At 28.8% G+C, this 25,948-nt stretch carries 23 protein-coding genes and 1 riboswitch; of the genes, 20 read left to right on the forward strand and 3 right to left on the reverse strand.

Going from position 1 to position 25,948, the window contains the following annotated elements:
* Nucleotides 1–297: 297 nt before the first annotated feature.
* The 8 genes from H8891_RS11610 (at nt 298) to pyrE (ending at nt 8,822) form a co-directional block, all read left to right on the forward strand.
* A complete protein-coding gene (locus tag H8891_RS11610) occupies nt 298–1,107 on the forward strand; it encodes an ATP-binding protein (protein ID WP_187006572.1) in 810 nt (269 codons plus the stop codon).
* Between the two features lie 131 nt (nt 1,108–1,238).
* On the forward strand, nt 1,239–2,525 hold the full coding sequence (locus H8891_RS11615) for a Glu/Leu/Phe/Val family dehydrogenase (RefSeq protein ID WP_147547403.1): 1,287 nt from the start codon (nt 1,239–1,241) through the stop codon (nt 2,523–2,525).
* A gap of 463 nt (nt 2,526–2,988) precedes the next feature.
* The gene (locus H8891_RS11620) at nt 2,989–4,251 is read left to right on the forward strand and encodes a C40 family peptidase (RefSeq protein WP_187006573.1); all 1,263 of its coding nucleotides are present in this window, start codon (nt 2,989–2,991) and stop codon (nt 4,249–4,251) included.
* 240 nt (nt 4,252–4,491) lie between these two features.
* Entirely contained in the window at nt 4,492–5,418 is a 927-nt protein-coding gene (gene pyrB, locus H8891_RS11625; protein ID WP_187006574.1) for an aspartate carbamoyltransferase, read from the forward strand.
* Nucleotides 5,411–6,574: a dihydroorotase gene (locus H8891_RS11630; protein WP_187006575.1), complete on the forward strand. Its 1,164-nt coding sequence runs from the start codon at nt 5,411–5,413 to the stop codon at nt 6,572–6,574. The genes pyrB and H8891_RS11630 overlap by 8 nt, the downstream gene beginning before the upstream one ends.
* A complete protein-coding gene (locus tag H8891_RS11635; protein WP_187006576.1) occupies nt 6,574–7,266 on the forward strand; it encodes a dihydroorotate dehydrogenase electron transfer subunit in 693 nt (230 codons plus the stop codon). Before H8891_RS11630 ends, H8891_RS11635 begins: the two co-directional genes overlap by 1 nt.
* On the forward strand, nt 7,259–8,161 hold the full coding sequence (locus H8891_RS11640) for a dihydroorotate dehydrogenase (protein ID WP_187006577.1): 903 nt from the start codon (nt 7,259–7,261) through the stop codon (nt 8,159–8,161). Before H8891_RS11635 ends, H8891_RS11640 begins: the two co-directional genes overlap by 8 nt.
* 76 nt (nt 8,162–8,237) lie before the next feature.
* Nucleotides 8,238–8,822 (forward strand): orotate phosphoribosyltransferase, encoded by a 585-nt coding sequence (gene pyrE / locus H8891_RS11645; protein WP_187006578.1) that lies wholly within the window; start codon nt 8,238–8,240, stop codon nt 8,820–8,822.
* A gap of 43 nt (nt 8,823–8,865) precedes the next feature.
* Here the strand turns inward: pyrE and H8891_RS11650 are convergent, their stop codons facing one another.
* Nucleotides 8,866–9,750, reverse strand: coding sequence for a LysR substrate-binding domain-containing protein (locus tag H8891_RS11650; protein ID WP_187006579.1), 885 nt, complete (start codon nt 9,748–9,750; stop codon nt 8,866–8,868).
* Between the two features lie 135 nt (nt 9,751–9,885).
* Here H8891_RS11650 and H8891_RS11655 point away from each other — a divergent pair, with 135 nt between their 5' ends.
* Nucleotides 9,886–10,890, forward strand: a complete 1,005-nt coding sequence (locus H8891_RS11655) for a YeiH family protein (RefSeq protein WP_243196546.1) — start codon at nt 9,886–9,888, stop codon at nt 10,888–10,890.
* A gap of 30 nt (nt 10,891–10,920) precedes the next feature.
* Here the strand turns inward: H8891_RS11655 and H8891_RS11660 are convergent, their stop codons facing one another.
* A complete protein-coding gene (locus tag H8891_RS11660; RefSeq protein ID WP_187006581.1) occupies nt 10,921–11,574 on the reverse strand; it encodes a deoxynucleoside kinase in 654 nt (217 codons plus the stop codon).
* Entirely contained in the window at nt 11,567–12,229 is a 663-nt protein-coding gene (locus H8891_RS11665; protein ID WP_147547383.1) for a deoxynucleoside kinase, read from the reverse strand. The genes H8891_RS11660 and H8891_RS11665 overlap by 8 nt, the downstream gene beginning before the upstream one ends.
* 167 nt (nt 12,230–12,396) lie before the next feature.
* Between H8891_RS11665 and H8891_RS11670 the strand changes: the two genes are divergently transcribed.
* The 11 genes from H8891_RS11670 (at nt 12,397) to H8891_RS11720 (ending at nt 25,744) form a co-directional block, all read left to right on the forward strand.
* Nucleotides 12,397–13,272: a DNA-3-methyladenine glycosylase family protein gene (locus H8891_RS11670; RefSeq protein ID WP_187006582.1), complete on the forward strand. Its 876-nt coding sequence runs from the start codon at nt 12,397–12,399 to the stop codon at nt 13,270–13,272.
* A 14-nt stretch (nt 13,273–13,286) separates the two neighbouring features.
* Complete coding sequence (gene cls, locus H8891_RS11675; RefSeq protein WP_187006583.1) at nt 13,287–14,777, forward strand: cardiolipin synthase; 1,491 nt, start codon at nt 13,287–13,289, stop codon at nt 14,775–14,777.
* Between the two features lie 190 nt (nt 14,778–14,967).
* Nucleotides 14,968–15,252, forward strand: coding sequence for a co-chaperone GroES (locus tag H8891_RS11680; RefSeq protein WP_147547377.1), 285 nt, complete (start codon nt 14,968–14,970; stop codon nt 15,250–15,252).
* Nucleotides 15,253–15,272: 20 nt separating this feature from the next.
* Entirely contained in the window at nt 15,273–16,895 is a 1,623-nt protein-coding gene (gene groL / locus H8891_RS11685; protein WP_147547375.1) for a chaperonin GroEL, read from the forward strand.
* 297 nt (nt 16,896–17,192) lie between these two features.
* Nucleotides 17,193–17,936: a nickel pincer cofactor biosynthesis protein LarB gene (gene larB / locus H8891_RS11690; RefSeq protein ID WP_187006584.1), complete on the forward strand. Its 744-nt coding sequence runs from the start codon at nt 17,193–17,195 to the stop codon at nt 17,934–17,936.
* A gap of 25 nt (nt 17,937–17,961) precedes the next feature.
* Complete coding sequence (larC, locus tag H8891_RS11695) at nt 17,962–18,699, forward strand: nickel pincer cofactor biosynthesis protein LarC (RefSeq protein ID WP_187006585.1); 738 nt, start codon at nt 17,962–17,964, stop codon at nt 18,697–18,699.
* 8 nt (nt 18,700–18,707) lie between these two features.
* Complete coding sequence (larC2, locus tag H8891_RS15515; protein WP_456299646.1) at nt 18,708–19,133, forward strand: nickel pincer cofactor biosynthesis protein LarC2; 426 nt, start codon at nt 18,708–18,710, stop codon at nt 19,131–19,133.
* Nucleotides 19,134–19,196: 63 nt separating this feature from the next.
* A riboswitch (purine riboswitch) is annotated at nt 19,197–19,298 on the forward strand.
* A 236-nt stretch (nt 19,299–19,534) separates the two neighbouring features.
* Nucleotides 19,535–20,998 (forward strand): IMP dehydrogenase, encoded by a 1,464-nt coding sequence (gene guaB, locus H8891_RS11705; protein ID WP_187006587.1) that lies wholly within the window; start codon nt 19,535–19,537, stop codon nt 20,996–20,998.
* Between the two features lie 3 nt (nt 20,999–21,001).
* On the forward strand, nt 21,002–22,540 hold the full coding sequence (gene guaA, locus H8891_RS11710; protein WP_187006588.1) for a glutamine-hydrolyzing GMP synthase: 1,539 nt from the start codon (nt 21,002–21,004) through the stop codon (nt 22,538–22,540).
* A 114-nt stretch (nt 22,541–22,654) separates the two neighbouring features.
* Complete coding sequence (locus H8891_RS11715) at nt 22,655–23,986, forward strand: NCS2 family permease (protein WP_187006589.1); 1,332 nt, start codon at nt 22,655–22,657, stop codon at nt 23,984–23,986.
* A gap of 360 nt (nt 23,987–24,346) precedes the next feature.
* Nucleotides 24,347–25,744 (forward strand): MFS transporter, encoded by a 1,398-nt coding sequence (locus tag H8891_RS11720; protein ID WP_187006590.1) that lies wholly within the window; start codon nt 24,347–24,349, stop codon nt 25,742–25,744.
* Nucleotides 25,745–25,948: the final 204 nt, after the last annotated feature.

Consider the following 25,948-nt stretch of genomic DNA (forward strand, 5'->3'; position numbering starts at 1 on the left):
TTTATAAATAAGTAGGAATTAAATCTATATAATATAGTATTATATTAAGAAGTTTATAATAAAAGATAATGTAATTAAGGGTGCTATAATACAAGGAGATATACCTTATGTAGTGTATTTACTTATTTAATAAAAAATAAGGTAGTAGTTAACGATTTAGAAAACAAAATATTTGATATAGGATACTCAGATTTCTTTTCTATTAAAGGAAATGGAGAGTTTTGCTATAATATATGATATTAAAGGCTATAGATTAAATCTATAGCCTTTAAATATATAAGGATATAGGAGAAGTCTATGAAGGTTTATGCATTAGTAGGAGAAAGTGGTTCAGGAAAAAGTTATAAAGCTTTAGAATTAGCATATGATTATAATATAAATTACATAATAGATGATGGTATATTAATACACAATAACAAAATAATTGCAGGATTATCAGCAAAACAAGCAAGTACTAAAACTCAAGCTGTTAAAATAGCTATATTTAATAATGGAGAACATAGAGATAATGTAAAAGAAAAGTTGTTAAAAGAAGAGATTGATAAAATTTTAGTTATAGGAACATCTGATAAAATGGTAAATAAAATTATAAGTAGATTGGGGTTAGAAAAGATAAATAAAACTATTTATATAGAGGATATATCTACAAAAGAAGAAATAAATGCTGCAAAAGAATCAAGAAAAGCAGGCAATCACATAATCCCTGTTTCTACTTTAGAGGTAAAACCTATTGCTAGTGGTTTAAGTATAAATCCTATAAAAAAATTATTTAAAAGGAAAGATAAAGAATCTATTATTGTAGAGAAAACAATAATAAGGCCTACCTTTAGCTATATTGGAAAATTTTATATAAGTAAAAATGCTATTAGTCAAATAATATTTTATGAATTATCTAAAATTCACTATATACATAAAATAAATACTGTAAAATTTGAGAATGAAAAAGGAAACTTAAATGTTTTTATTGCATTAGAATTTAATGAATTTGAAGGCGTTGAGAATGTTTTTGAGCTACAACAACATATAATAAGGTGTTTATATAAAATGACTTTAATAAATGTTAATAAAATAGATGTAAGGATAAATAAAATAAAATATGTTAAATAAAAAACTAATAAAATTTATATACAAAATTAAAAAAAACTATGCTATAATCAAAATGTATCGAAGGGAAAATGTTTTCAATTAAAACAAACAAGGGGATATAAAATTATAAATATTTTAAGGGGGCTTTTAAAATGGCTGAAAAAACTTTAAATGTTCTAGAGATAGCAAGATCTCAAGTTAAAACTGCTTGTGATAAGTTAGGGGCTGATCCAGCAGTATATGAAATATTAAAAAATCCAATGAGAGTATTAGAAGTATCATTCCCAGTAAAAATGGATGATGGAACTGTAAGAACATTTACAGGATATAGATCACAACATAATAATGCATGTGGACCATTTAAAGGTGGATTAAGATTCCATCCAGCAGTTTGCATGGATGAAGTAAAAGCATTATCTACTTGGATGACTTTTAAATGTTCAGTAGTAGGTATACCATATGGTGGAGGAAAAGGTGGTATGGCCATCGACCCTACAGAGTTTTCTCAAGGAGAATTAGAAAGAATATCTAGAGGATTTGCTAAAGCTATAGCTCCAATAATAGGGGAAAAAGAAGATATACCAGCTCCAGATGTTAATACAAATGGACAAATAATGGCTTGGATGGTTGATGAATATGCTAATGTTACAGGTGAATTTCAACCAGGGGTATTTACTGGAAAGCCAGTTGATTTTTACGGATCTTTAGCTAGAACTGAAGCTACTGGATACGGAGTTGCTACAATGGCTATGGAAGCTGCTAAGAAAAAAGGAATAGATGTATCAAACGTTACTGTAGGTCTTCAAGGATTTGGAAACGTTGGAAGCTTTGCTGGTATGTACATAGACGAAGCTGGGGCAAAAGTTATATATGTAGAAGATCATACAGGAACTATATATAATAAAGATGGAATAGATATGAAAGCTTTAATGGCTTATAATAAAGAACATAGATGTATAAAAGGGTTCCCAGGAGCTGAAGCTGTAGACACAAGTGTAATAACTACAGAAGTTGATATATTAATGCCTTGTGCTTTAGAAAATCAAATAACTTCAGCTAATGCAGGAGATATAAAAGCTAAAATAGTATGTGAAGGTGCTAATGGACCAACAACTCCAGAAGCAGATCATATATTATTTGAAAAAGGTGTTACATTAGTACCTGATATATTAGCTAATAGTGGTGGAGTTACAGTTTCTTACTTTGAATGGGTACAAAACTTAATGAGATATAACTGGACTTTTGACGAAGTTCAAGAAAAACAAAAAGCTTTAATGATAAAAGCATTTGAAGAAATATGGGCATTAGCAGAAGAACGTAATGTAGAAATGAGAACTGCTGCTTATATGATGTCTATAAAGAGAATAGCTGATGCTATGAAGTTAAGAGGATGGTATACAGAGGCTCCTGCTAAAGAAGTAGCTACATCTTTAGTTTAAGGTAGAGAATATAATATAAATTTAAAAGTTTTTAAATAAAAAGTGTGTATTCTTTTAATTGATTTAAAGAGAATACACACTTTATTTTGCTATATAAGAAAAAAGGGCATAAAAAAAGTACATAAAGAATAAATTAATGTACTAATATATGCTAAAATATCCAAAAATATTTACTTTTTGGAAAATATAGTATATAATAAAGATAAAAATGTATATTAAAGTTATTTTTGGATAAAATAAATAAGTTTTAATTTTTTAATATTATATACAAGGTATAAATTAACTATTGTTTAATATAAGAATACTACATAATTTGTAACAATTATTTACAAAAAAGTTACAAATTATGAAATATAAATAAATAAAAAATATCTTGTGTATTAGTATTTTATCCTACATAGGTTTCATCTATGAAAATAACACGTAAGAAAACTTATGGTGAATTTTTGGAGGGAAAAACGTTATGAAGAGAAAAATATTAGTACCAGTGTTTGCATCATTTATGGCATTATCGATGAATGGAATAGCTCATGCAGATGATACAAAAGCTGAAAAAGCAACAGATAAGAAAAAGGTTAATGAAAAAAATATAATAGACTTAGAAAACTACAAAGATGTAGATTACAAAGTTGCTGTTGTAAAAGATGGAGTTGGAGTAAAAGTAAGACAACAAGGTTCTGTTCAAACTATAGCATATGCAGGGGATGAATTTAAAATAGTTGGAGAGCAAGATGGATGGTATAAAATCCAATTAGATGACAACACTGAAGGATGGATAGCATCTAGATTTGTTGATGTTAAAGCTGCTAATGCATATGTAACAGCAGACAAAGTAAACTTAAGAAAAGATGCTCATGTAGAATCTGATATTCAAGATGAATTAGGATTATCTACAAAAGTTGAAGTATTAGGAACTCAAGATAACTGGGTAAAAGTTAAAAATGGAGATAAAGAAGGATATATAAGAGATTTATATGTATCTGACAAGGCTCCTGTAGTAGAAGAAAAAGAAACTCAAGATGAGTCTCAAAATCAAAATGATGGACAAGTAGTAGATAATACACAAACAACTGAAAATACTACAACTAACAATGATAATAACGATAGTGCTAACAATAATAGTACTACTGAAAATAATACAGCTAATAATGATAATGATGAAAAAGAGAATAACAATAGTAATGTAAATAACAATACTAATGTTAATAAAGATCAAGTTTCAAATGATAACCAAGCTTCAAATTCTGTACAAAAACCAGTAGAGAGACCAGCAGAAAAGCCTGTACAAAAACCAGTGCAAAAGCCGGTTCAAAAGCCAGTTGAAAAACCAGAAGAAAAGCCAGTTAATAACTCAAATGCTGCAAGTGCTGTAGTAAATTTAGCTTACTCTAAATTAGGTTCTCCATATGTATGGGGAGCAGAAGGTCCAAATAGATTTGACTGTTCAGGACTTACATCATATGTATTTAGAAATGCAGCAGGAATATCTTTACCAAGAACTTCATCAGCTCAATATGGAGCAGGAAGATCTGTTAGCAAGGCTAACTTACAACCAGGAGATTTAGTATTCTTCGCTACTGGTGGAGGTGGAATAAGCCACGTTGGTATATACGTTGGTGGAGGTAACATGATACATGCACCACAAGAAGGAGATGTTGTTAAAGTAAGTAACATAAACTCATCTTACTGGCAAAAAACTTACGTTGGAGCTAAGAGAGTATTATAATAATAGAAATTTAAAGGATATAGCTTAAAACTTATAGTTACTTGGAAAATATGCATAGTTATGCATATTTTCCTTAGCTATTTGTATTATGTATATCCTTTTTTTATACACATAAGCACCATATAAAAAATTAAAAGTTATATTGACATCGTTTACCAAAGGTGATAAGCTACTATAAAAGAAAAAATTATAAAACTTTTAAATTTAGTCCAGAGAGGCTAAAAAAGGAGGATATATAAGATGAAATTAAAAGGAAGAAATTTAATCCAACCAGAAGACTTTTCGATAAATGAAATAGATGAAATTCTATCATTATCTCAAAATATAATTGATAATCCGTCAAAATACTCACAAGTTTGTGAAGGAAATTTACTAGCGACTTTATTTTATGAACCATCAACAAGAACAAGATTTAGTTTTGAAGCTGCAATGAATAGATTAGGGGGAAGAGTTATAGGTTTTTCAGAACCAAACTCATCATCCACAGCAAAAGGAGAAACTTTAGAAGATACCATGGAAACAGTATCTTGTTATGCTGATGCAATAGTTATGAGACATCCAAGAGCCGGTTCAGCTTTGGAAGCTTCAAGATTCGCTAGAGTACCATTTATAAATGCAGGAGACGGAGGGAATCAACATCCAACTCAAACACTTACAGATATTCTTACAATAAAATCACTTAAAGGAAAATTAGAAAATCACACCATAGGATTGTGTGGAGATTTAAAAAATGGAAGAACAGTACACTCTTTAGTTAAGGCTATGTCAAGATATAAAGATACTAAGTTTGTATTTATAGCACCTGAAGAATTAAAGATGCCCGATTATATAAAAGAGGCTATAAAAGGTCATGATTATATTGAAACTAATAACTTAGATGAAGTTATAGAGGAATTAGACATACTTTATATGACTAGAGTGCAACAAGAGAGATTTGAAAATAAAGATGAATATGAAAGATTAAAAGATTACTATATACTAACTACTGAAAAGATGGAAAAAGCAAAATCTGATATGTTAGTTATGCACCCACTACCAAGAGTAAATGAAATAGATACACAAGTTGATAAAGATAAAAGAGCTGTTTACTTTGATCAAGCTAAATTCGGTATGTACGTAAGGATGGCATTAATAATGAAACTTTTGGGGGTAGATGCAAATGAATAAGATTTTAATAAAAAATACACGAATAGTTGATGCTAATAAAGATTTTAAAAGTGATTTACTTGTAGAAGATGGTAAGATTTCTAAAATTGATACAAATATAGATTCAATAGATGCAAAAATTATAAATGGAGAAAATTATATATTAATGCCTTCATTTATAGATGTACATACACATTTAAGAGATCCAGGATTAACTCATAAAGAAGATTTAGAAACAGGACAAATGGCAGCTTTAAAAGGTGGATTTACAGTATTATGTCCTATGGCAAATACTAAACCAGCTTGTGACAATAAAGAAACTATGGAATATATCTTAGATAAAGCTGAAAAATTAGACTTATGTTATATAAACCAAGTTTGTGCAATAACTAAAAATCTAGAAGGTCAGGAAATGATAGATATAGAAAGTATGAGAAAATACACTCAATTATTTTCTGATGATGGATACACTCTTCATGACAAAGATATAATGAAAAAAGCATTAGAACTTTCAAAAGAACTAGATTTTAAAGTATTAACTCATTGTCAACCAGAAGAAATAATAGTAAAAAGAGATTTAAAACTTCTTGAGGAAGTTGCGGGTAACCTTCATATATGCCATATCAGTTTAAAGGAAACTTTAAAAGAAATAAAAAAATATAAAGATAATGGACATAAATTTACTTGTGAAGTAGGGCCACACCATATATATGGATATGGACTAGATTATAAGGTAAATCCATCTTTTGCTAATGAGGAAGATATGAAATATCTTATTCAAGGAATTAAAGATGGATATATAGATATGATTGGAACAGATCATGCACCTCATACTAAAGAAGATAAGGAAAATGGCGCACCTGGGATATCTAATATAGAGGTAGCTTTTGGGATGGTAAATAAGGTGTTTAGTGAAAATGGGATTTCTTTAAATAAATTAAGTGAAATGATGAGCTTAAATCCTGCTAAACTTTTAGGATTAAATCAAGGTTTGGTTGAAGAAGGATTAAAAGCAGATCTAGTTTTAGTAGATAGTAACTGTAATGATATTATAGATACATCTAAATTTATATCTAAAGGTAAAAATAATCCATTTGATAAGCAAAAAATTTTAGGAAAAGTATTAATGACAATAAGAGACGGAAAAATTATGTACTACATAAAGGGGGATATGTAATGTATAAAGTTTTAGAAAATAAATATGTTGGAGAAGATATGTATTTTATGAAAGTAAAAGGGAACTTCAAAGCTAAAATGGGGCAGTTTTACATGTTAAGAGCTTGGGATACATATCCTTTACTATCAAGACCGATAAGTGTACATGATGTAGACGAAGAAGGTATATCATTTTTATATAAAGTAGTTGGAGAAGGTACTAAAATTTTCAGCAATTTAAAACCTAATGATTCTATTAAGTTAGATGGTCCATATGGAAATGGATATGAAAAAGTAGAAGGAAAGATTGCTTTAGTAGGTGGTGGAATCGGAGTAGCTCCATTATATTTAGTAGCTAAAAATATTAAAAATTGTGATGCGTACCTAGGATTTAGAAAGAAATCTATATTAGAAAAAGAATTTAAAGAAGTTTGTAATGACGTTAATATAGCACTAGGAGATACTTTTGTTACAGATATATTAGATGTGGAAAAATATGATTATATACTAGCTTGTGGACCAACACCTATGATGGAAAAACTAGTGAAAATGACAGAGGGAACTAATACTAAAATAATGGTTTCATTAGAAAATCATATGGCTTGTGGTGTAGGAGCTTGCTTAGTATGTACATGTAAAACAAAGTTTGGAAACAAAAAGACATGTAAAGATGGTCCAGTTTTCTGGGGAGAGGACGTGATATTTAATGACTAATTTAAGTGTTAAATTTGGGAATATAGAGTTTAAAAACCCTTTAATTATGGCATCAGGAACTTTTGGATTCGGAAAAGAGTATGCAGAAATTTATGATATAGAAAAACTTGGAGGGATAAGTAGTAAAGGACTTACGCTTGAAAAAAGAGATGGAAATAAAGGTATGAGAGTTTTTGAAACTCCATCAGGTATGATGAATAGTGTAGGACTTGAAAATCCTGGAGTTAAAGGCTTTATAGAAAATGAACTTCAATTTTTTAAAAAGCTTGATACAGTACGAATTGCAAACTTAGGTGGGGGAACGTTAGATGATTATATAAAAGGTGTAGAGTTATTAAATGACCAACCAATAGATATGATAGAGCTAAATATATCTTGCCCAAATGTAAAAGCGGGGGGAATGGCATTTGGAATAAAAAATGAGGTTGCAAGAGAAGTTGTAAGAGCAGTAAGAGCAAAAACTACACTTCCTTTAATAGTTAAGTTATCTCCAAATGCAGAGGATATAATTGGAATGGCTAAGGTTTGTGAAGAAGAAGGTGCAGATGGGATATCTTTAGTAAATACATTTAAAGCTATGGCTATTGATATAAATAAGAAAAAGCCAGTATTTGAAAATACATATGCTGGATTATCAGGTCCTGCAATAAAGCCAATAGCTCTTAGAATGGTACATGAAGTTTGCAAAGCTGTAAATATTCCTGTTATGGGTATGGGAGGAATTACAACTTGGCAAGATGCAATAGAGTTTATAATGGCTGGAGCTACATGTATTCAAGTTGGAACAGCAAACTTTGTAAATCCTAAAATAGGACTTGATATTATAGAAGGAATAAAGAAATACATGGAAGAAGAAGGAATAAATTCTTTGGATGAAATTAGAGGAATTATTTAATAAAAATTTATATAAAAGACTTTTTATGGAATAAAGTAAAAATATCAAATTTAAGGATAAAAGGGAGAAGAAAATTATGAGTAATGTAAATGTTGTTGAAATATTAAAAGAATGTGATGCTTTATTAGAAGGACATTTCTTATTATCTTCAGGGAAGCATAGTAATAGATATGTACAATGTGCAAAGGTACTAAGATTTCCAAATCAAGCAGAAAAAGTTTTAAGTACAGTAGTTGATCAAATCAAAGATTTAGATATAGATTTAGTCGTTGGACCTGCTATGGGAGGGGTTATAGTTTCATATGAATTAGGAAGACAATTAGGAAAAGAATCAGTATTTACAGAAAGAAAAGATGGACAAATGCAACTAAGAAGAGGATTTGAGGTTAAACCAGGAGCTAAAATAATAATAGCTGAGGATGTTGTTACTACTGGAAAATCTACTATAGAAACTAAAAAAGCACTAGAGGCTTTAGGTGGGGAAGTTATAGGTGTTGCTTGTATAGCAGATAGAACTAACCATGATATAGGAATGCCTATATATAGTGCTATAAAATTAGATATACAAGTTTATGAATCTGATAACTGTCCATTATGTAAAGAAGGTAAAGAGGAATTAGTTAAGCCGGGAAGTAGAGAATTTAAAGAATTAGGGATGTAAAAATAAAGTCATAGATATTTTAAAAATATCTATGACTTTATTTTTATTTATTTAAACTTGTATATTTTTCAAGCTCATTTATAAATAAAGTTGTTGTATTTGAAGGCTTTATTCCTTTTGGAGTAATAAAGGAGAAAGATCGATTATATGTGTCATCTAAATTTACAGTACATAAAGCATCTCCTTCTGAATCTGTAACTAATTTAGATAAAATAGATACACCTAAATTATTTTTTATAGCTTCTTTAACAGTGTGATTACTTCCTAACACCATTATTTGTGTTGGAGTTATTTTGTTATTACTTAAAAATATGTTTAAATATTCTCTAGTTCCAGAACCTTCTTCTCTAAAAATCCACTTTTTATTTCTTATAGAATCTAATGTGAAATTTTTAGAATCTATTTTAGCTTTAGGTGAGAATGTTAGGACCATTCTATCTTCAAAGAAGAAATTTTGATTAAAGTCAAAAGAAGAAAGACTTCCTTCTACCAATCCAATATCTAAATTTGAACTTTTTACTTTTTCACAAATCTTATGAGTGTTTTCAACTACCATTTCAATTTCTACATCAGGGTATTTTGTTGAAAATAAAGCTAAAAAATCTGGAAGAAAATACTCTGCAATTGTAAGGCTAGTACCTATTTTTATATGACCTTTTATAGAATTAGATATACTACCCAACTCATCTTTAATTGATTCTATTGATGTTATTACCTCTCTGGCTCTTTTGTACAAAAGATAACCATTATCAGTTATAGATATTGTTTTTTGTTTAATAGATCTGTTTATAAGTATTGTGTTAAAGTAGTTTTCTAAATGTTTTATATGTGTACTTACTGTTGGTTGAGATAAATTTATACTTTCCCCAGCTTTAGTAAAGTTTTGGTGTTCTACAACTGCTATAAACGTTTTAAATTCTTCTATCAACCTTAAAACCTCCTTGTTTTAAAAAATCATTTAAAAAAGTAATGATTATTATGATATATATCTATTTTACCAATAATAATAAGTTTGGTATACTACTTCATGTAAAAAGACAACAAGTTTTAGGAGATGTTATATATGGATAAAATAAAAAAAATATTACCAGGATTAATGGTATCTATAATAATAGGATTTATTAGTATATTCTTAGCTAAATTTGTACCGAGTTTAGGTGCAGCAACAATTTCTATATTTCTTGGAATGATATTAGGAAATCTATTCTTAAATAAAAAAGTATTTCATGAGGGTTATAAATTTTCAGAAACAGAATTATTATCATATTCAATAGTTCTTTTAGGAGCGACATTAAGCATATCTACAATAATGGAGTTAGGATTAGGTGGAATAATATTTATAGTTATACAAATGGCAGTGACTATAGTTGGAGCTATATATATAGGTAAAAAGTTAGGATTTAGTGAAAACTTTAGATATTTAATGGCAAGTGGAAATGCAGTTTGTGGATCATCTGCAATTGGAGCAACTGCACCAGTTATAAATGCTGATGATAAGGAAAAAGGAATAGCAATTACAATAGTTAATGTAACAGGTGTTGTTTTAATGTTATTACTACCACTATTAGCAGGAGTGTTATATAAACATGAACTAATGAAGACTTCAGCTATAATAGGTGGAACGCTACAATCAGTAGGTCAAGTTGTAGCCAGTGGAGCGATGGTTAATGAAGCTACAAAAGATTTATCTACTATATTTAAAATAGTGAGAGTTATATTATTAGTTGTTGTAGTATTTATATTTGGACATTTAAAAAATAAAACTAACACAGAAATTATAAAAGAAGAAGAAGCTCAAATATCTAATAAAAAGATTGAAATTCCTTGGTATGTAATAGGATTTTTTATAACATGTGCATTATTTTCTATGAATTTAATACCAATAGAATTATCTCACATAGCTAAAGAATTAAGTAGCAAATTAGAAATAATAGCATTGGCAGCAATTGGACTTAGAGTAAACTTTAAAGATCTTATAAAACAAGGTAAAGAAGTTTCATTATATGGATTGTTTGTAGGTATATTACAGATAGTAACAGCAATAGTATTAATAGCTATATTATTATAAAAAATGACCCTTTAAAGGGTCATTTTTAATTTATATATTTAATATTTTTTTTATCTCATTACATAAAGAATCTAAATCTTTAGGATTATTAATTAAATCAATTTTATCAATATTTACATAAAGTACAGGAGATTGATTATACTCACTTATCCACTTTTCATATCGATTATGCAGATTAACCCAATACTCTAAATCAACTGATTTTTCCATATCCCTACCTCTTAAATTTATTCTATTAATAATAGTATCTATAGAACCATCTAAATATATCATTAAATCTGGTCTTCTAAGATAAGGGACCATATCATTAAATAAATCTCTATATGTTATATAATCTCTTTTAGACATTTTTTTATTATCGTATAGATTTCTAGCAAAAATTTCAACATCTTCGTATATACTTCTATCTTGAATGTTATTTAAGCCATTACTATCTATTTCTTTTTGTTGCTTAAACCTTTGAGCTAAGAAATATAATTGTAAATGAAATCCCCAAGCATTTTGGTCTTTATAAAAATCCTCTAGATATGGATTATTATCAACTTGCTCAAAATGAGTTTCAAATCCTAGTTTTTCTCCTACTAATTTTGTTAAAGTAGATTTTCCTGCTCCAACATTACCTGCAACAGTAATAAATAAATCCCTATTTAGTGGTTTGTTACACTGATTTACCAATTTAAACATTAAAATGTCCCCCTAAGTTATTGATTGCATTTTCAACTTTGTCTATTATAAATTTTCTATCATTTTCATTATTTAAAAAGTCCAAATTAGAGTTGTCTATTTCTAATATAATAGGCTCTTTACCTACAAAGTTATGCTTTATAGATAATGGATTGAAATAGTATTTGTATTCATTTCTCAATTCATGTATATAATTTCTATCCATTTGTCTTTCAAAGCTTCTATCTCTCATAGCTATTCTCTTCATTAAAACATCTGTATTTGAATTAAGATATATTACTATATCTGGTTGAGGCAAATCATTGATAAAAATGTTATACATTTGTTTATATTTATAAAATTGCATATTATCAAGTGTTATACCTGCAAAAATTAAATTTTTAATTATGTGATAATCACTAATTACTCCATTACCTTTTTCTAAAATATTTTTTTCCGTATCTTCAAGCTGTTTTATTCTATTAAAAAGAAAAAATGCTTCTGTTTGTAAAGCATACTCTTTTATATCTGTATAAAATTTTGATAGGAATGGGTTTTCTTCAACTATCTCTCTAAGTAAAGTATAATTAAAGTGCTCACTTAGTATATTTGATAAAGTTGTTTTTCCAACTCCTATAGGTCCTTCGATAGCTATAAATACACCTCTATTATTCATATAATCACCTTCTAAAAATAATGTCTTATGTATTTTAGCAAAAAAAATTTATCAATTCTACTCTAGACTTTTTAAATTAAATTTGTATTATAAAAAAATAGTTAATTTAATTTTATAAAAATTTGGGTAGAATTAGAGGTATAAGCTTAATTGAAGGGAGTAAAAAAATGAAAGTATACGAAAAAAATGAACTAGTTATATTAGAAGGAGTAACAGATTTTGATCCGAAACATATATTTGAATGTGGGCAGTGTTTTAGATGGAAAGCAGAAGATGATGGATCATACACTGGAGTAGCTAAAGGTAGAGTAATAAATGTATTAAGAGAAGGAGAAACAATTTATTTAAAGAATACTAATTTAAATGATTTTAATGATATATGGAAAGAATATTTTGATTTAGATACTGATTACTCAAAGATAAAAGATAAGTTAAGGAGTATGGATGAGTATTTAGAAAAAGCAACTGAATTTGGATGGGGAATAAGAATTTTGCGTCAAGATCCGTGGGAAATGATAATATCGTTTATAATATCATCTAACAATAGAATACCTATGATACAAAAAGCTATAGCTAATTTATCAAGAGAATATGGAACTTATATAGGAAAATATAATGGAGTAGATTATTATGATTTTCCTACACCAGAGCAATTAAATAAAGCTTCGATAGAAGAAATAAGATCTTGTTCTACAGGGTTTAGAGATAAATACATAAAGTCTACAACAGAAGCTGTTGTAACTAGTAATGATAATGTATATAAATATAGAGATTTAGATACAGAAGATTGTAGAAAGGAACTTCTTAAATTTAACGGAATTGGACCTAAAGTGTGTGATTGTATAGCGTTATTTGGTATGCAAAAGTATGACACATTCCCTGTTGATGTTTGGGTGAAGAGAGTAATGCAAGAATTTTATGTAGAAGACGATATGAGTTTGCCTAAAATTAGAAAGTATGCTATAGATAAATTTGGAGACTTATCAGGTTTTGCTCAACAATATTTATTCTATTATGCACGTGAATTAGGTATAGGAAGATAACTAAAGGAGGCTTTATGGTTGCTTTAGATATAATACTCTTAAGCTATGTAATAATATCATACATAGCTGGTATTATAGTTTCTATTAATATAATACTTCAAAATAGAGATCCAGCTAAGACTATGGCTTGGCTATTAATATTTATATTATTACCAGGGGTAGGTTTAGTTATATATGCAGTATTGGGACGAAATATAAGAAAGAGAAAAATATTTAATACACAAAAACTAGCTACAAATATAAAAGAAAATAATTTATTTAAAAATATGGAGTCTATAGAAGAGCTAGTTGAATTAGAACAAAGAGCTATAAATGATAATAATTTAATTAAAGATGAATATTATGAAGGTATAAAAAAGAAGGTAATAAGTTTACTTTTAAATACAGGGAAATTTCCATTTACGACTAATAACAACGTTAAAGTATTTATAGATGGAAACGAAAAATTTGAAAGTTTACTAAAAGATATAGAACAAGCAAAAGAGCATATTCACTTAGAATATTTTATAATAAAAAATAGTGAGATAGGCATTAAATTAAAGGAATTATTAATAAAGAAAGCAAATGAAGGAGTAAGTATAAAAATCTTATATGATGATGTTGGATGTTGGAGGTTTTGGTTTCATAGAAAATTCTTTCAAGATATGAAAGATGAAGGTATAGAAATAGTACCATTTTTACCAGCAAAGTTTCCTATAATAGGGGGCAAAATCAATTATAGAAATCACCGTAAAATTGCTATAATTGATGGTCATATAGGTTATACGGGTGGCATAAATATAGGTGATGAGTATATGGGTAAAAATAAAAAGTTTGGATACTGGAGGGATACCCATATAAGAATAGAAGGTAGCTCTGTTTATATGCTGCAAATGGTATTTTTAATTGATTGGTATTATACGACTCAAAAAGAATCATTTGACGAACAATATTTTCCAAAATTAAGTAATATGGGCAACTCGATGATACAAGTTGTTGCTACTGGTCCAGATAGTGATTGGGAAGCTATACATTATGCATATTTTTCAGCTATTTGTAATGCTAAGGAAAGGGTTTATATAGAGACTCCATATTTTATACCAGATGAGAGTTTGTTAAGGGCATTAAAAAGTGCAGCACTTAGTGGAGTTGATGTAAGAATTATATTTCCAAGTATCGCAGATCATAAAATTGTACATCAAGCATCATATTCATATTTTGATGATATTTTAAGGTCTGGAGGAAAAGTTTATTTATATAAAAAAGGATTTATACATTCAAAAGTAGTAATTATAGATGATAAGATTTCATCAATAGGTTCTGCAAATATGGATTTAAGAAGCTTTATGCTTAATTTTGAAATAAACGCATTTATTTATGATGAAAAAATAATAAGCAAAATAACAGATGATTTCTTTAAAGATCTTGAAAATAGCGAAGAAATAAAATTAAAAGATTTTGAAAATAGACCATTTATAAAAAAATGGGCAGAATCTGTGGCAAGATTATTTTCTCCGATTTTATAAATATATTATGCGAGGAGTTTTGTCAATATAAACAAAAATTCCTCGTATAAAAAATACATAAAATCTAGTTAAAACTATTGAAAAATAAAAAAGTTTGATATATTATAAAATTATTAGCACTCTAATGAGTAGAGTGATAAAAAGGCTAATAAAAAATTTACATATATAAATTTCATTAGGAGGGATAATTATGAGAATAAGACCATTGGCTGACAGAGTAGTTATAAAGAAAATTGAAGCAGAAGAAAAAACTGCAAGTGGTATAGTTTTACCTGGGGCAGCTAAAGAACAACCTCAAATAGCTGAGGTAGTTGAAGTAGGACCTGGTGGAATAGTAGATGGTAAAGAAGTTAAGATGGAATTAAAAGTAGGAGATAAAGTAATATTCTCTAAATATGCAGGATCAGAAGTTAAATTAGAAGGTCAAGAATATACTATATTAAAACAAAGTGAAATATTAGCAGTAGTTGAATAATATTAGGGGAGGGATATAAAATGGCTAAAGAAATAAAATTCGCTCAAGATTCAAGATCAGCTTTAGAAGCTGGTGTAAATAAATTAGCAGATACTGTAAAGGTAACATTAGGACCTAAAGGAAGAAATGTTATATTAGATAAAAAATTTGGAGCACCACTTATAACTAATGATGGTGTTACTATAGCTAAAGAAATAGAATTAGAAGATAGATTTGAAAATATGGGAGCTCAATTAGTTAAAGAAGTTGCTACTAAAACTAATGACGTAGCAGGAGATGGAACTACAACTGCAACAGTTCTTGCTCAAGCTATAATAAGAGAAGGATTAAAAAATGTAACTGCAGGAGCTAATCCAATATTAATTAGAAAAGGAATACAAAAAGCTGTTGAAGTATCAGTTGAAGAATTAAAAAAACAATCAAAAACTATAGAAACTAAAGAATCTATATCTCAAGTTGCTTCTATATCTGCTGGAGATGAAGAAGTAGGAAATCTAATAGCAGAAGCTATGGAGATAGTAGGTAAAGATGGAGTTATAACTGTTGAAGAATCTAAGACTATGCATACTGAATTAGATGCAGTTGAAGGTATGCAATTTGATAGAGGATTTGTTTCAGCTTACATGGTAACTGATGTTGACAAAATGGAAGCTGTATTAAATGATCCATATATATTAATAACAGATAGAAAAATAACTAATATACAAGATATATTACCTGTTCTTGAGCAAATAGTTCAACAAGGTAAAAAATTATTAATAGTAGCTGAAGATGTAGAAGGAGAAGCATTATCTACATTAGTAGTTAACAAATTAAGAGGAACATTTGAAGTAGTTGCTGTTAAGGCTCCAGGATTTGGAGATAGAAGAAAAGCTATGCTTGAAGATATAGCAGTACTTACTGGAGGAACAGTTATATCTGAAGAATTAGGATATGATTTAAAAGAAGCAGATTTATCTATGTTAGGTAGAGCAGGTTCTGTTAAAGTAACTAAAGAAAGTACTACAATAGTAGATGGTGCTGGAGACAAGAAAGCTATAGAAGATAGAGTAGCTCAAATAAAACATCAAATTGAGCAAACTACTTCTGAATTTGATACAGAAAAATTAATGGAAAGATTAGCTAAACTTGCTGGTGGAGTAGCTGTTATAAAAGTTGGAGCTGCAACAGAAGTTGAAATGAAAGAAAGAAAATTAAGAATAGAAGATGCTCTAAATGCTACAAGAGCAGCTGTTGAGGAAGGTATAGTTGCTGGTGGTGGTACTGCATTAGTTAGTGTTATACCAGTTGTAGATAAATTAATAGAAGAACTTGAAGGAGAACTTCAAGTTGGGGCTAAAATAATAAGAAGAGCTTTAGAAGAACCATTAAGACAAATAGCTATTAATGCTGGTCTTGAAGGAGCTGTTATAATACAAAAAGTTATAAATGAAGAGGCTGAAGTAGGATTTGATGCTTTAAATGAAAAATACGTGAATATGATAGAAGCTGGTATAGTTGATCCAACTAAGGTAACTAGAAGTGCGTTACAAAATGCTGCATCTATAGCAGGTGTATTTTTAACTACTGAGGCTGCTGTTGCTGATCTTCCAGAAAGCGAGCCAGTACCTGGAATGGGTGGAGGAATGCCTCCAATGATGTAGGTTGGTAATAGTAAGCTTTGGTTGGCATCGTGTTAATTATAGTTGTTTCATTCACTTAAAGACCTATAGGGCATGGTCTTTAACGTTTCTTCAACAATTATAATTAACACTTCGCCCTTTGTAATTCTTATTATTTAACTTATTGTGATAAGAGAAAAATAAAAAGAGATAATTTGAAATTGATTTTTTCAAATTATCTCTTTTTTATATGTAAATATTATATGGAACTGGGTGGCTGGAAAAGGTATGCTTAGTGTGTTAAAATTATTATTAAACAACCAATAATAGGGGGAACTTATGGATATTAGAAATTTACTAGAAGAAGTTAAAAATGGTGATATAGATATAGATTTAGCTATTGATAAATTAAAAGATTTACCTTATGAGGATATAGGATATGCAAATATTGACCATCATAGGCAAATAAGAAATGGATATCCAGAAGTTATATATTGTGAAGGAAAAAGTGATGAACATATATTAGGGATTATAAAAAGAATGAAGGAAAAATGTTCTAATATATTAGGAACTAGATGTAGGAAAGATACTTATGAGAAGGTAAAAAACGTATATCCAAATTGTGAGTATGAAGAATTATCTAGAATTTTAAAAATACAAAATAAGCCTATAAAGAATGTAGGTAAAGGGAAAATTGTAGTTGTTACGGGAGGTACTTCAGATATTCCTGTAGCAGATGAAGCTTATTATACAGCTAAATTTTTAGGAAATGAAGTAGAAAGAGTTTATGATGTTGGAGTAGCAGGTATACATAGATTATTAAATAAAATGAGTATACTTAAATCAGCTAGGGTATTAATAGTTGTAGCAGGTATGGAAGGTGCACTTCCAAGTGTTGTAGGGGGACTAGTTGATGTACCTGTTATAGCAGTTCCTACATCTGTGGGGTATGGAGCCAATTTTGGTGGTCTTTCAGCTCTTTTAACCATGCTAAATAGCTGTGCATCAGGTATATCGGTAGTTAATATAGATAATGGATTTGGAGCTGGCTATTTGGCTGCTACTATAAATAAATTAGATTAACACTAATTAAATGGGAGTGTAAATTATGTTAGAAGAAAGAGTTTTATATTTTGATATAGTAAATGGTATTTCTGGGGATATGACTATGGCTAGTTTAATAAATGCAGGAGTTCCATCAGAAATATTTTTAGAAGAAATGAATAAGCTTAATCTAGATGACGAGTTTAGTATAGAAATAGATTATAAAAATGAAAGTGGTATAGTAGGGACAAAAGTTAATGTAATAGCAAAAGAAACTCATGCTCATAGATACTTAGTAGATGTATTTGAAATTATTGATAATTCATCTTTAAAGGATAGTATAAAAGACAGAGCTAAAAAGATATTTATGACTGTAGCAGAGGCAGAAGCTAAAGTACATGGAACAACTATAGATAAAATACACTTTCATGAAGTTGGAGCTATTGACTCTATAGTTGATATAGTAGGTTGTTCAGTATTAATAGATTTATTAAATATAGATAAGATATATTCAAGTTCTGTACCTGTTGGTTCTGGTACTGTAAAGTGTGATCATGGTATTATGCCAGTTCCAGCACCTGCTACAATTGAGATATTAAAAGGAGTTCCAATTAAATTAAATACTGTAAATGGTGAATGTACAACTCCTACTGGAGCTGCAATAATAAAAACTTTATGTGATGAATTTGTAGATGTATTAGAATTTGAGGTAGAGCAAGTTGGCTATGGAATAGGTCATAAAAAGTTTGAAATGCCAAATATGCTTAGAACTATAGTTGGTATAAAAAAAAAGAAGAACTAATTTATGAAATTAATGCAAATATAGATGATATGTCTTCTGAGATTTTTTCTTATTTATATGAGAAATTAATAGAAGATGGAGCTTTAGATGTATACACACAAAGCATATATATGAAAAAAAACAGACCTGCAATTAAGTTATCTGTGTTATGTAATGAGATAGATTTAGACAAATTTATTGAAACGATATTGATAGAAACTAGTACTTTTGGAGTTAGATATCATATATATAATAGGAAGACTCTTTTAAGAGAGTTTGATAAAGTACATTGTGAATATGGAGATGTAACAGTTAAAATAGGATATTATAAAAATAAAATTGTAAAAGTTACTCCTGAATATGAGGAGTGTAAAATGATAGCTAAAAGGGCTAATATATCCATAAAAACTGTCTATGATAGCATAAACTGTTCAATAAAAAATAAATTCATATAAAAATGTTGACACGAGTAATAAAATTTGATAAATTAATAAACAACTTATTACAACGTGTATACAATATCGCAAATAAAAATCACTCATATATACTCAGAAATATGGTCTGAGAGTTTCTACCGAAGTACCGAAAATACATCGACTATGAGTGAAATTATTATAACAAAGTTCTATCATCGTAAGTAAATTTGTAGGCTGATACTAAATCCCTACAGGTTAGCTATAAATAAATGAACTTTGGGAATCTGTATAGTAATTTCACTTATATTAAAATAAGAAATTATTATACAGATTTTTTTATATTTTTATAATTTTAATATTTAACAATTTTAAGCATAAAAATTTTTAATTATATAAAAATAATAAGTAAGCATAAAAAAATAACGAAGGGGGCAACTGATATGGCAAAACTATTAAAAGAAGGATTAACTTTTGACGATGTACTTTTAGTTCCTCAAAAGTCAGAAGTTTTACCTAAAGATGTTAACACACAAACTCAATTAACAAAAACTATAAAATTAAACATACCATTAATGAGTGCAGGTATGGATACAGTTACTGAATCTAAAATGGCTATTTCAATGGCAAGACAAGGTGGTATAGGAATAATACACAAAAACATGTCTATAGAAGAGCAAGCTTTAGAAGTTGATAAAGTAAAAAGAAGCGAAAGTGGAGTTATAGTTGACCCATTTTACTTATCAAAAGATCACACAATACAAGATGCTGATGATATAATGGCTAGATATAAGATATCAGGTGTACCTATAGTTGATGATAATAATAAGTTAATCGGAATAATAACAAATAGAGATATAAAATTTGAAGATGATTTTACTAAAAAAGTGGACGAGGTTATGACTAAAGAAAATCTTGTTACTGCTAGAGAAGGAATAAACTTAGTAGAAGCTCAACAAATATTAAAACAAAATAAAATAGAAAAATTACCTATAGTTGATGAAGAAGGTCATTTAAAAGGACTAATAACTATAAAAGACATAGAAAAGAAAATACAATATCCAAACTCTGCTAAAGATGCTCAAGGTAGATTATTATGTGGAGCAGCTCTTGGAATAAGTGCTGATTTAATGGATAGAGTAGAAGCTTTAGTAAAAGCTAATGTTGACGTAGTTGTACTTGATAGTGCACATGGACATTCTATGGGTGTTATAAATGCACTTAAGAGTGTTAAAGCGAAATACCCAAATTTACAAGTTATAGCAGGAAATGTTGCAACTGCTAAAGCTACTGAAGATTTAATAAAAGCAGGGGCAGACTGTGTAAAAGTTGGTATAGGACCAGGATCTATCTGTACAACAAGAGTTGTTGCAGGTATAGGTGTTCCACAAGTAACAGCAGTTATGGATTGTGCTGAAGTTGGACATAAGTACGGGGTACCAGTAATAGCTGACGGAGGAATAAAATATTCTGGTGATATAGTTAAAGCATTAGCTGCAGGAGCATCTGTATGTATGATGGGATCAATGTTTGCTGGAACTGAAGAAAGTCCAGGAGAAACTGTATTATATAGAGGAAGATCATATAAAACATATAGAGGAATGGGATCTATAGGAGCTATGGAAAAAGGTTCTAAAGATAGATACTTCCAAAATGATGCTAAGAAATTAGTTCCTGAAGGTGTTGAAGGAATGGTAGCATATAAAGGTAAAGCTGAAGATATAGTATACCAAATGATAGGTGGTATAAGAGCTGGTATGGGATACTGTGGAGCACCTACTATAAAAGATTTAATGGAAAATGGTGAATTTATAAAAATAACAGCAGCTTCATTAAAAGAAAGTCATCCACACGACATAACAATAACTAAAGAAGCACCAAATTACAGCACTCAAGGGGAGGTATAAAATATGAAAAAGCAACATGAATTAGTTTTAGTAATAGATTTTGGGGGACAATATAATCAATTAATAGCAAGAAGAGTTAGAGAAAATAACGTATATTGTGAAATATTACCTCATACAACAGATATCGAAGTAATAAAATCTAAAAATCCAAAAGGTATAATATTTACAGGAGGACCTAATAGTGCATATTTAGAAGAGTCTCCTAAGATAAGTAAAGAAATATTTGAGCTAGGAGTACCTATACTTGGAATTTGTTACGGAGTTCAATTAATGGCTCACTTACTTGGTGGTAATGTAAGAAAAGGTAACAACAGTGAAAAAGAATATGGTAAAACTTCTATAACATACAATGCTTCAAGTATATTTGAAGGTATAGATACAAACACTGTTTGGATGAGTCATACAGACTTAATAGATACTCTTCCTGAAGGATTTGAAGTTGCTGCATACACTACTGATTGTCCAGTTGCTGCTATGCATCATCCTGAGAAAAAATTATACGGAGTTCAATTCCACCCAGAAGTTGAACATTGTCTAGATGGAGATAAAGTTTTAAGAAACTTCTTATATAATGTTTGTGAAGTAAGTGGAGATTGGACAACAGATTCATTTATAGAAGAAAAAATAAAGGAAATAAAAGAAACTATAGGTGATAAGAAAGTACTTTGTGCATTAAGTGGTGGAGTTGATTCATCAGTTGCTGCTGTACTTGTTCATAAAGCTATAGGAGACAACTTAACTTGTGTATTCGTTGACCATGGATTACTTAGAAAAAATGAAGGTAATGATGTTGAAAGAATATTTAGAGATAAGTTTGATATGAACTTAATAAGAGTTAACTGTGAAGATAGATTCTTATCTAAGTTAAAAGGTGTAACTGAACCTGAAGCTAAGAGAAAAATAATAGGTGAAGAATTTATAAGAGTATTCGAAGAAGAATCTAATAAATTAGGAAAAATGGATTTCTTAGTTCAAGGAACTATATACCCAGACGTTGTAGAAAGTGGACAAGGAGAGGCTGCTACAATAAAATCTCACCATAATGTTGGTGGAATACCTGAAGATATAGAATTCAAAATAGTTGAACCTTTAAGAGAATTATTCAAAGATGAAGTAAGAAAAATAGGTTTAGAACTTGGAATAGATTATGATTTAATATATAGACATCCATTCCCAGGTCCAGGACTTGGAATAAGAGTTATAGGTGAAGTAACTAAGGAAAAATGTGATATATTAAGAGAAGCTGATGCTATATATATGGACGAGCTTAAAAAAGCTGGGCTATATAGCAATATATGGCAAGCATTCGCAACTTTACCAGATGTAAAAACTGTTGGAGTTATGGGAGATGAAAGAACATATGCTTACTTAGTAGGTATAAGAGCTGTTACTTCTTCAGATGGTATGACTTCTGACTGGTATAAGATGCCATATGACGTATTAGAAAGAATATCTAATAGAATTGTTAATGAAGTTGATGGAGCTAACAGAGTAGTTTATGATATAACTAGTAAGCCTCCTGGAACTATTGAATGGGAATAAGAAGTTTATTCAAACACTTTATTAATAAAATATAAAAAAATAAAAAGCCTAGGCTTTTTATTTTTTTATATTTATAACAATTAATACTAAAATTATCAGCATCGGAGGAGCAATATGCAAAATACGAGTTCATCTAAAGTTAATAGTACTTTAGAAAAAATTTTCAAGTTAAGCGCAAATAATACGAGTGTTAAAACTGAGGTTTTAGCAGGAGTAACGACTTTTATGACTATAGCATACATATTAGTTGTAAATCCTAATATACTTGGACAAGCTGGTATGGATAAAGGCGCTGTATTTACAGCAACGGCAATAGCATCAGGTATAGGGTGTTTTATAATGGGATTACTTGCTAACTATCCTATAATCCTAGCGCCTAGTATGGGAATAAATGCATTCTTTACTTACACTGTAGTATTAGGAATGGGATATACTTGGCAATTTGCATTATGTGCCATGTTTATAGAAGGTACTATATTCGTATTATTAACAGTAACTAATGTTCGTGAAAAAATAATAGAGTGTATGCCGGATGTTTTAAAACATGCAATTACAGCTGGGATAGGATTATTTATAACATTTATAGGTCTTGTAAATGCAGGAATAGTGCAGCAAGGAGGAGCAATAATATCTTTAGGGAATATAAAATCTCCTGTAGTTTTACTTGCAATAATAGGTTTAATGATAGCTGCTACACTATTAGTAAAAAATGTAAATGGAGCATTTTTAATATCTATAATAATAACATCTGCAATAGGTATGCTATTTGCAATAGTACCTATGCCAACTGGTGTAATTGATGTACCACCATCTATACAACCTGTATTTATGAAAGTATTTGATGTAAGTCGTAGTCAAATATTTAGTTTAGATATGTTAGTTATAGTTCTTACATTATTATTCGTTAATATGTTTGATTCAATTGGATTTTTATTAGGAATAGCCCAAAGAGCTAATTTATTAGATAAAAATGGTAATATGCCAAATGTAAAAAAAGCATTATTAGCAGAGTCTGTTTCTACAACGATATCTTCAGTTTTAGGAACATCAACTTTAGCGACTACTGTAGAAAGTGGATCTGGAATAGCCGTAGGAGGAAGAACAGGTTTAACAGCTTGTATTACAGGAATTTTATTTTTTATATCACTGTTTTTCGCACCATTATTTGTATCTATACCTGCGCAAGCAACAGCTCCAATACTTATACTAGTAGGATTTTTAATGGCAAGTTCTATATTAAAAATTAATTTTGAAGATTTTACGGATGCTATACCAGCATTTATAACATTTGTAATGATGCCCTTATCATATAGTGTAGCAGATGGAATTATGTTTGGTATAATAGCTTACACTTTCTTAAAATTAGTTAGTGGAAAAAAAGAAGAAACAAAAATTTCAATGATTATATTAAGTGTAATATTTATTTTAAAATTTGCATTTTTATAATATGATTAAAATCTATAAGTATATGTTAGTATGCTTATAGATTTTTTTGATATTAAAAAATAAAAATAAAATAATAAATATGATAAATATATTACTTAAAAATATAAAAAAATATAGTGTTTATCTTATAAATATAAAATGTATTTATAGAGGATATGATAATTAATATCAGTTTAAAAATCTTAGTTTCAATTCAGTATTTTCTTTATATTTAAAATTAAGAATAAGATTGTTAAAAATAAAACTATATTTTGAATATAATATATTTTTACGTAATGTAATAATTATGTAAACAAAAAACGCGAGGTTTTTGTCAAATATTGTTATATAATTATATAAAACAACTAAGGGGTGAGTTCTATGGAAGAGAAGTTAGTTGGTATAATTACAAGCAATGACAAGAATTGGGACAGCAGATGGAAATATAATTGTGCCATATTTATTGTTAGTTACATTTTTATGGGAGCTGTTACAGGTATAACAAATGATTCATATATATCATACCTAAATTTAACAGTACCGAATGTTGTAAAGGCTTTACCAATGTATACCTCAATAGCAACTTTCATCATGGCAATGACACTTTTATTAGTTCACAAATTAGGGTATAAGAAAATTATATTATTTGCACCAATAGCATTAATAGGTGCGCTACTATCTTGTATTTATAGTAGTAATGCGAAAGTAATTCTAATCTCAAACATCTTAGTTAACATAGGGGCTGGTATGTTCGACTTCATATATCCTCTAATGTTTACATCATACACACCAAAAGAAAAAAGAATTTCAATGTTTTCAAGAGTAATGTATTGCAACTTAATAAGTCAATCACTTTTAACATTTTTAAATGGGAAAGTGGTTGTTTGGAAATTTAGTAGATATTTAGGAATTGATTATAATCAAGCTTCAACTTTATCTGAAAATGCCAGTAAATTAAATTCAACTCAAATGAGTTATTATATAAATTCATATAGATTTGCTTTATGGATCGCAATAATATTTACTGTTTTAGCATTAATTTGTTTAGTTTTTTTAAGAGAAAGAGTTGAAGATTATAGAGAATCAGAAGAAGAGATAATTGCTAGAAAAGCAGAAAAGAAATTTGATTTTAAGATATTTCTTAATAAGCATATAATAATGTGGGTTGTAATATTTAGTATAATACGATTTGGAGCATTGCTTATAACTCCATACTTCCCAATATATTTAAATAACTTTTTACATATAAGTAGGGGTACAGTTTCAACAATAATTACATTACAAACTTTAGCTATGGTACTAGGATTTCTTGCTGCACCATATTTAGAGAAAAAACTTGGATCTATAATAACTATATCAGCATCTATGATGCTATGTATACCACTTATGATAATAATGGCAAATGGAGCTATGCTTGGAGGAAACATAGCATGGATAATAGGAGGAGTTTTATTTTTAAGATCTGGATTTGCTAATGCATCAAATCCTATACAGCAATCACTGCCACTTACATTTGTACCTAAAAATTTGGCTCCAGCATATAGTTCATTTATACTTATATCAAACTCTATAGTCGGTATATTTGCAGGTATATTTGCTAGATATTCATTATTAAAAACTGATGCAGGTTATGGTAGAGCATATTATATAGCAAGTGCATTGTACTTTATAGCTTCAATACTATTATTGATTATATTTACTAAAAAGTATAATAGAGGGTTAAGTGAAAGTGAAATTAAAGAGCATGAAGTTAAAGAAGAAATTGTAGAAGCTAATTAAAAAATTATTATAAATAAACTATCTTGAGATATTAGATGTTATAAAACAAATATTTTAAGATAGTTTATTTTTTATTGTAGTAAACATTGATAAAATACGAATATAAAATAAAAATAATATTAAAATATTCGTAAAATATCTTGAAAAAGTATCCGTCATAAAATATAATTAGGGTATAAGGTTGGTAAAATACGAACGAAATTA

This window comes from Paeniclostridium hominis (genome assembly GCF_014306135.1).
Classification (GTDB): Bacteria; Bacillota; Clostridia; order Peptostreptococcales; family Peptostreptococcaceae; genus Paraclostridium; species Paraclostridium hominis.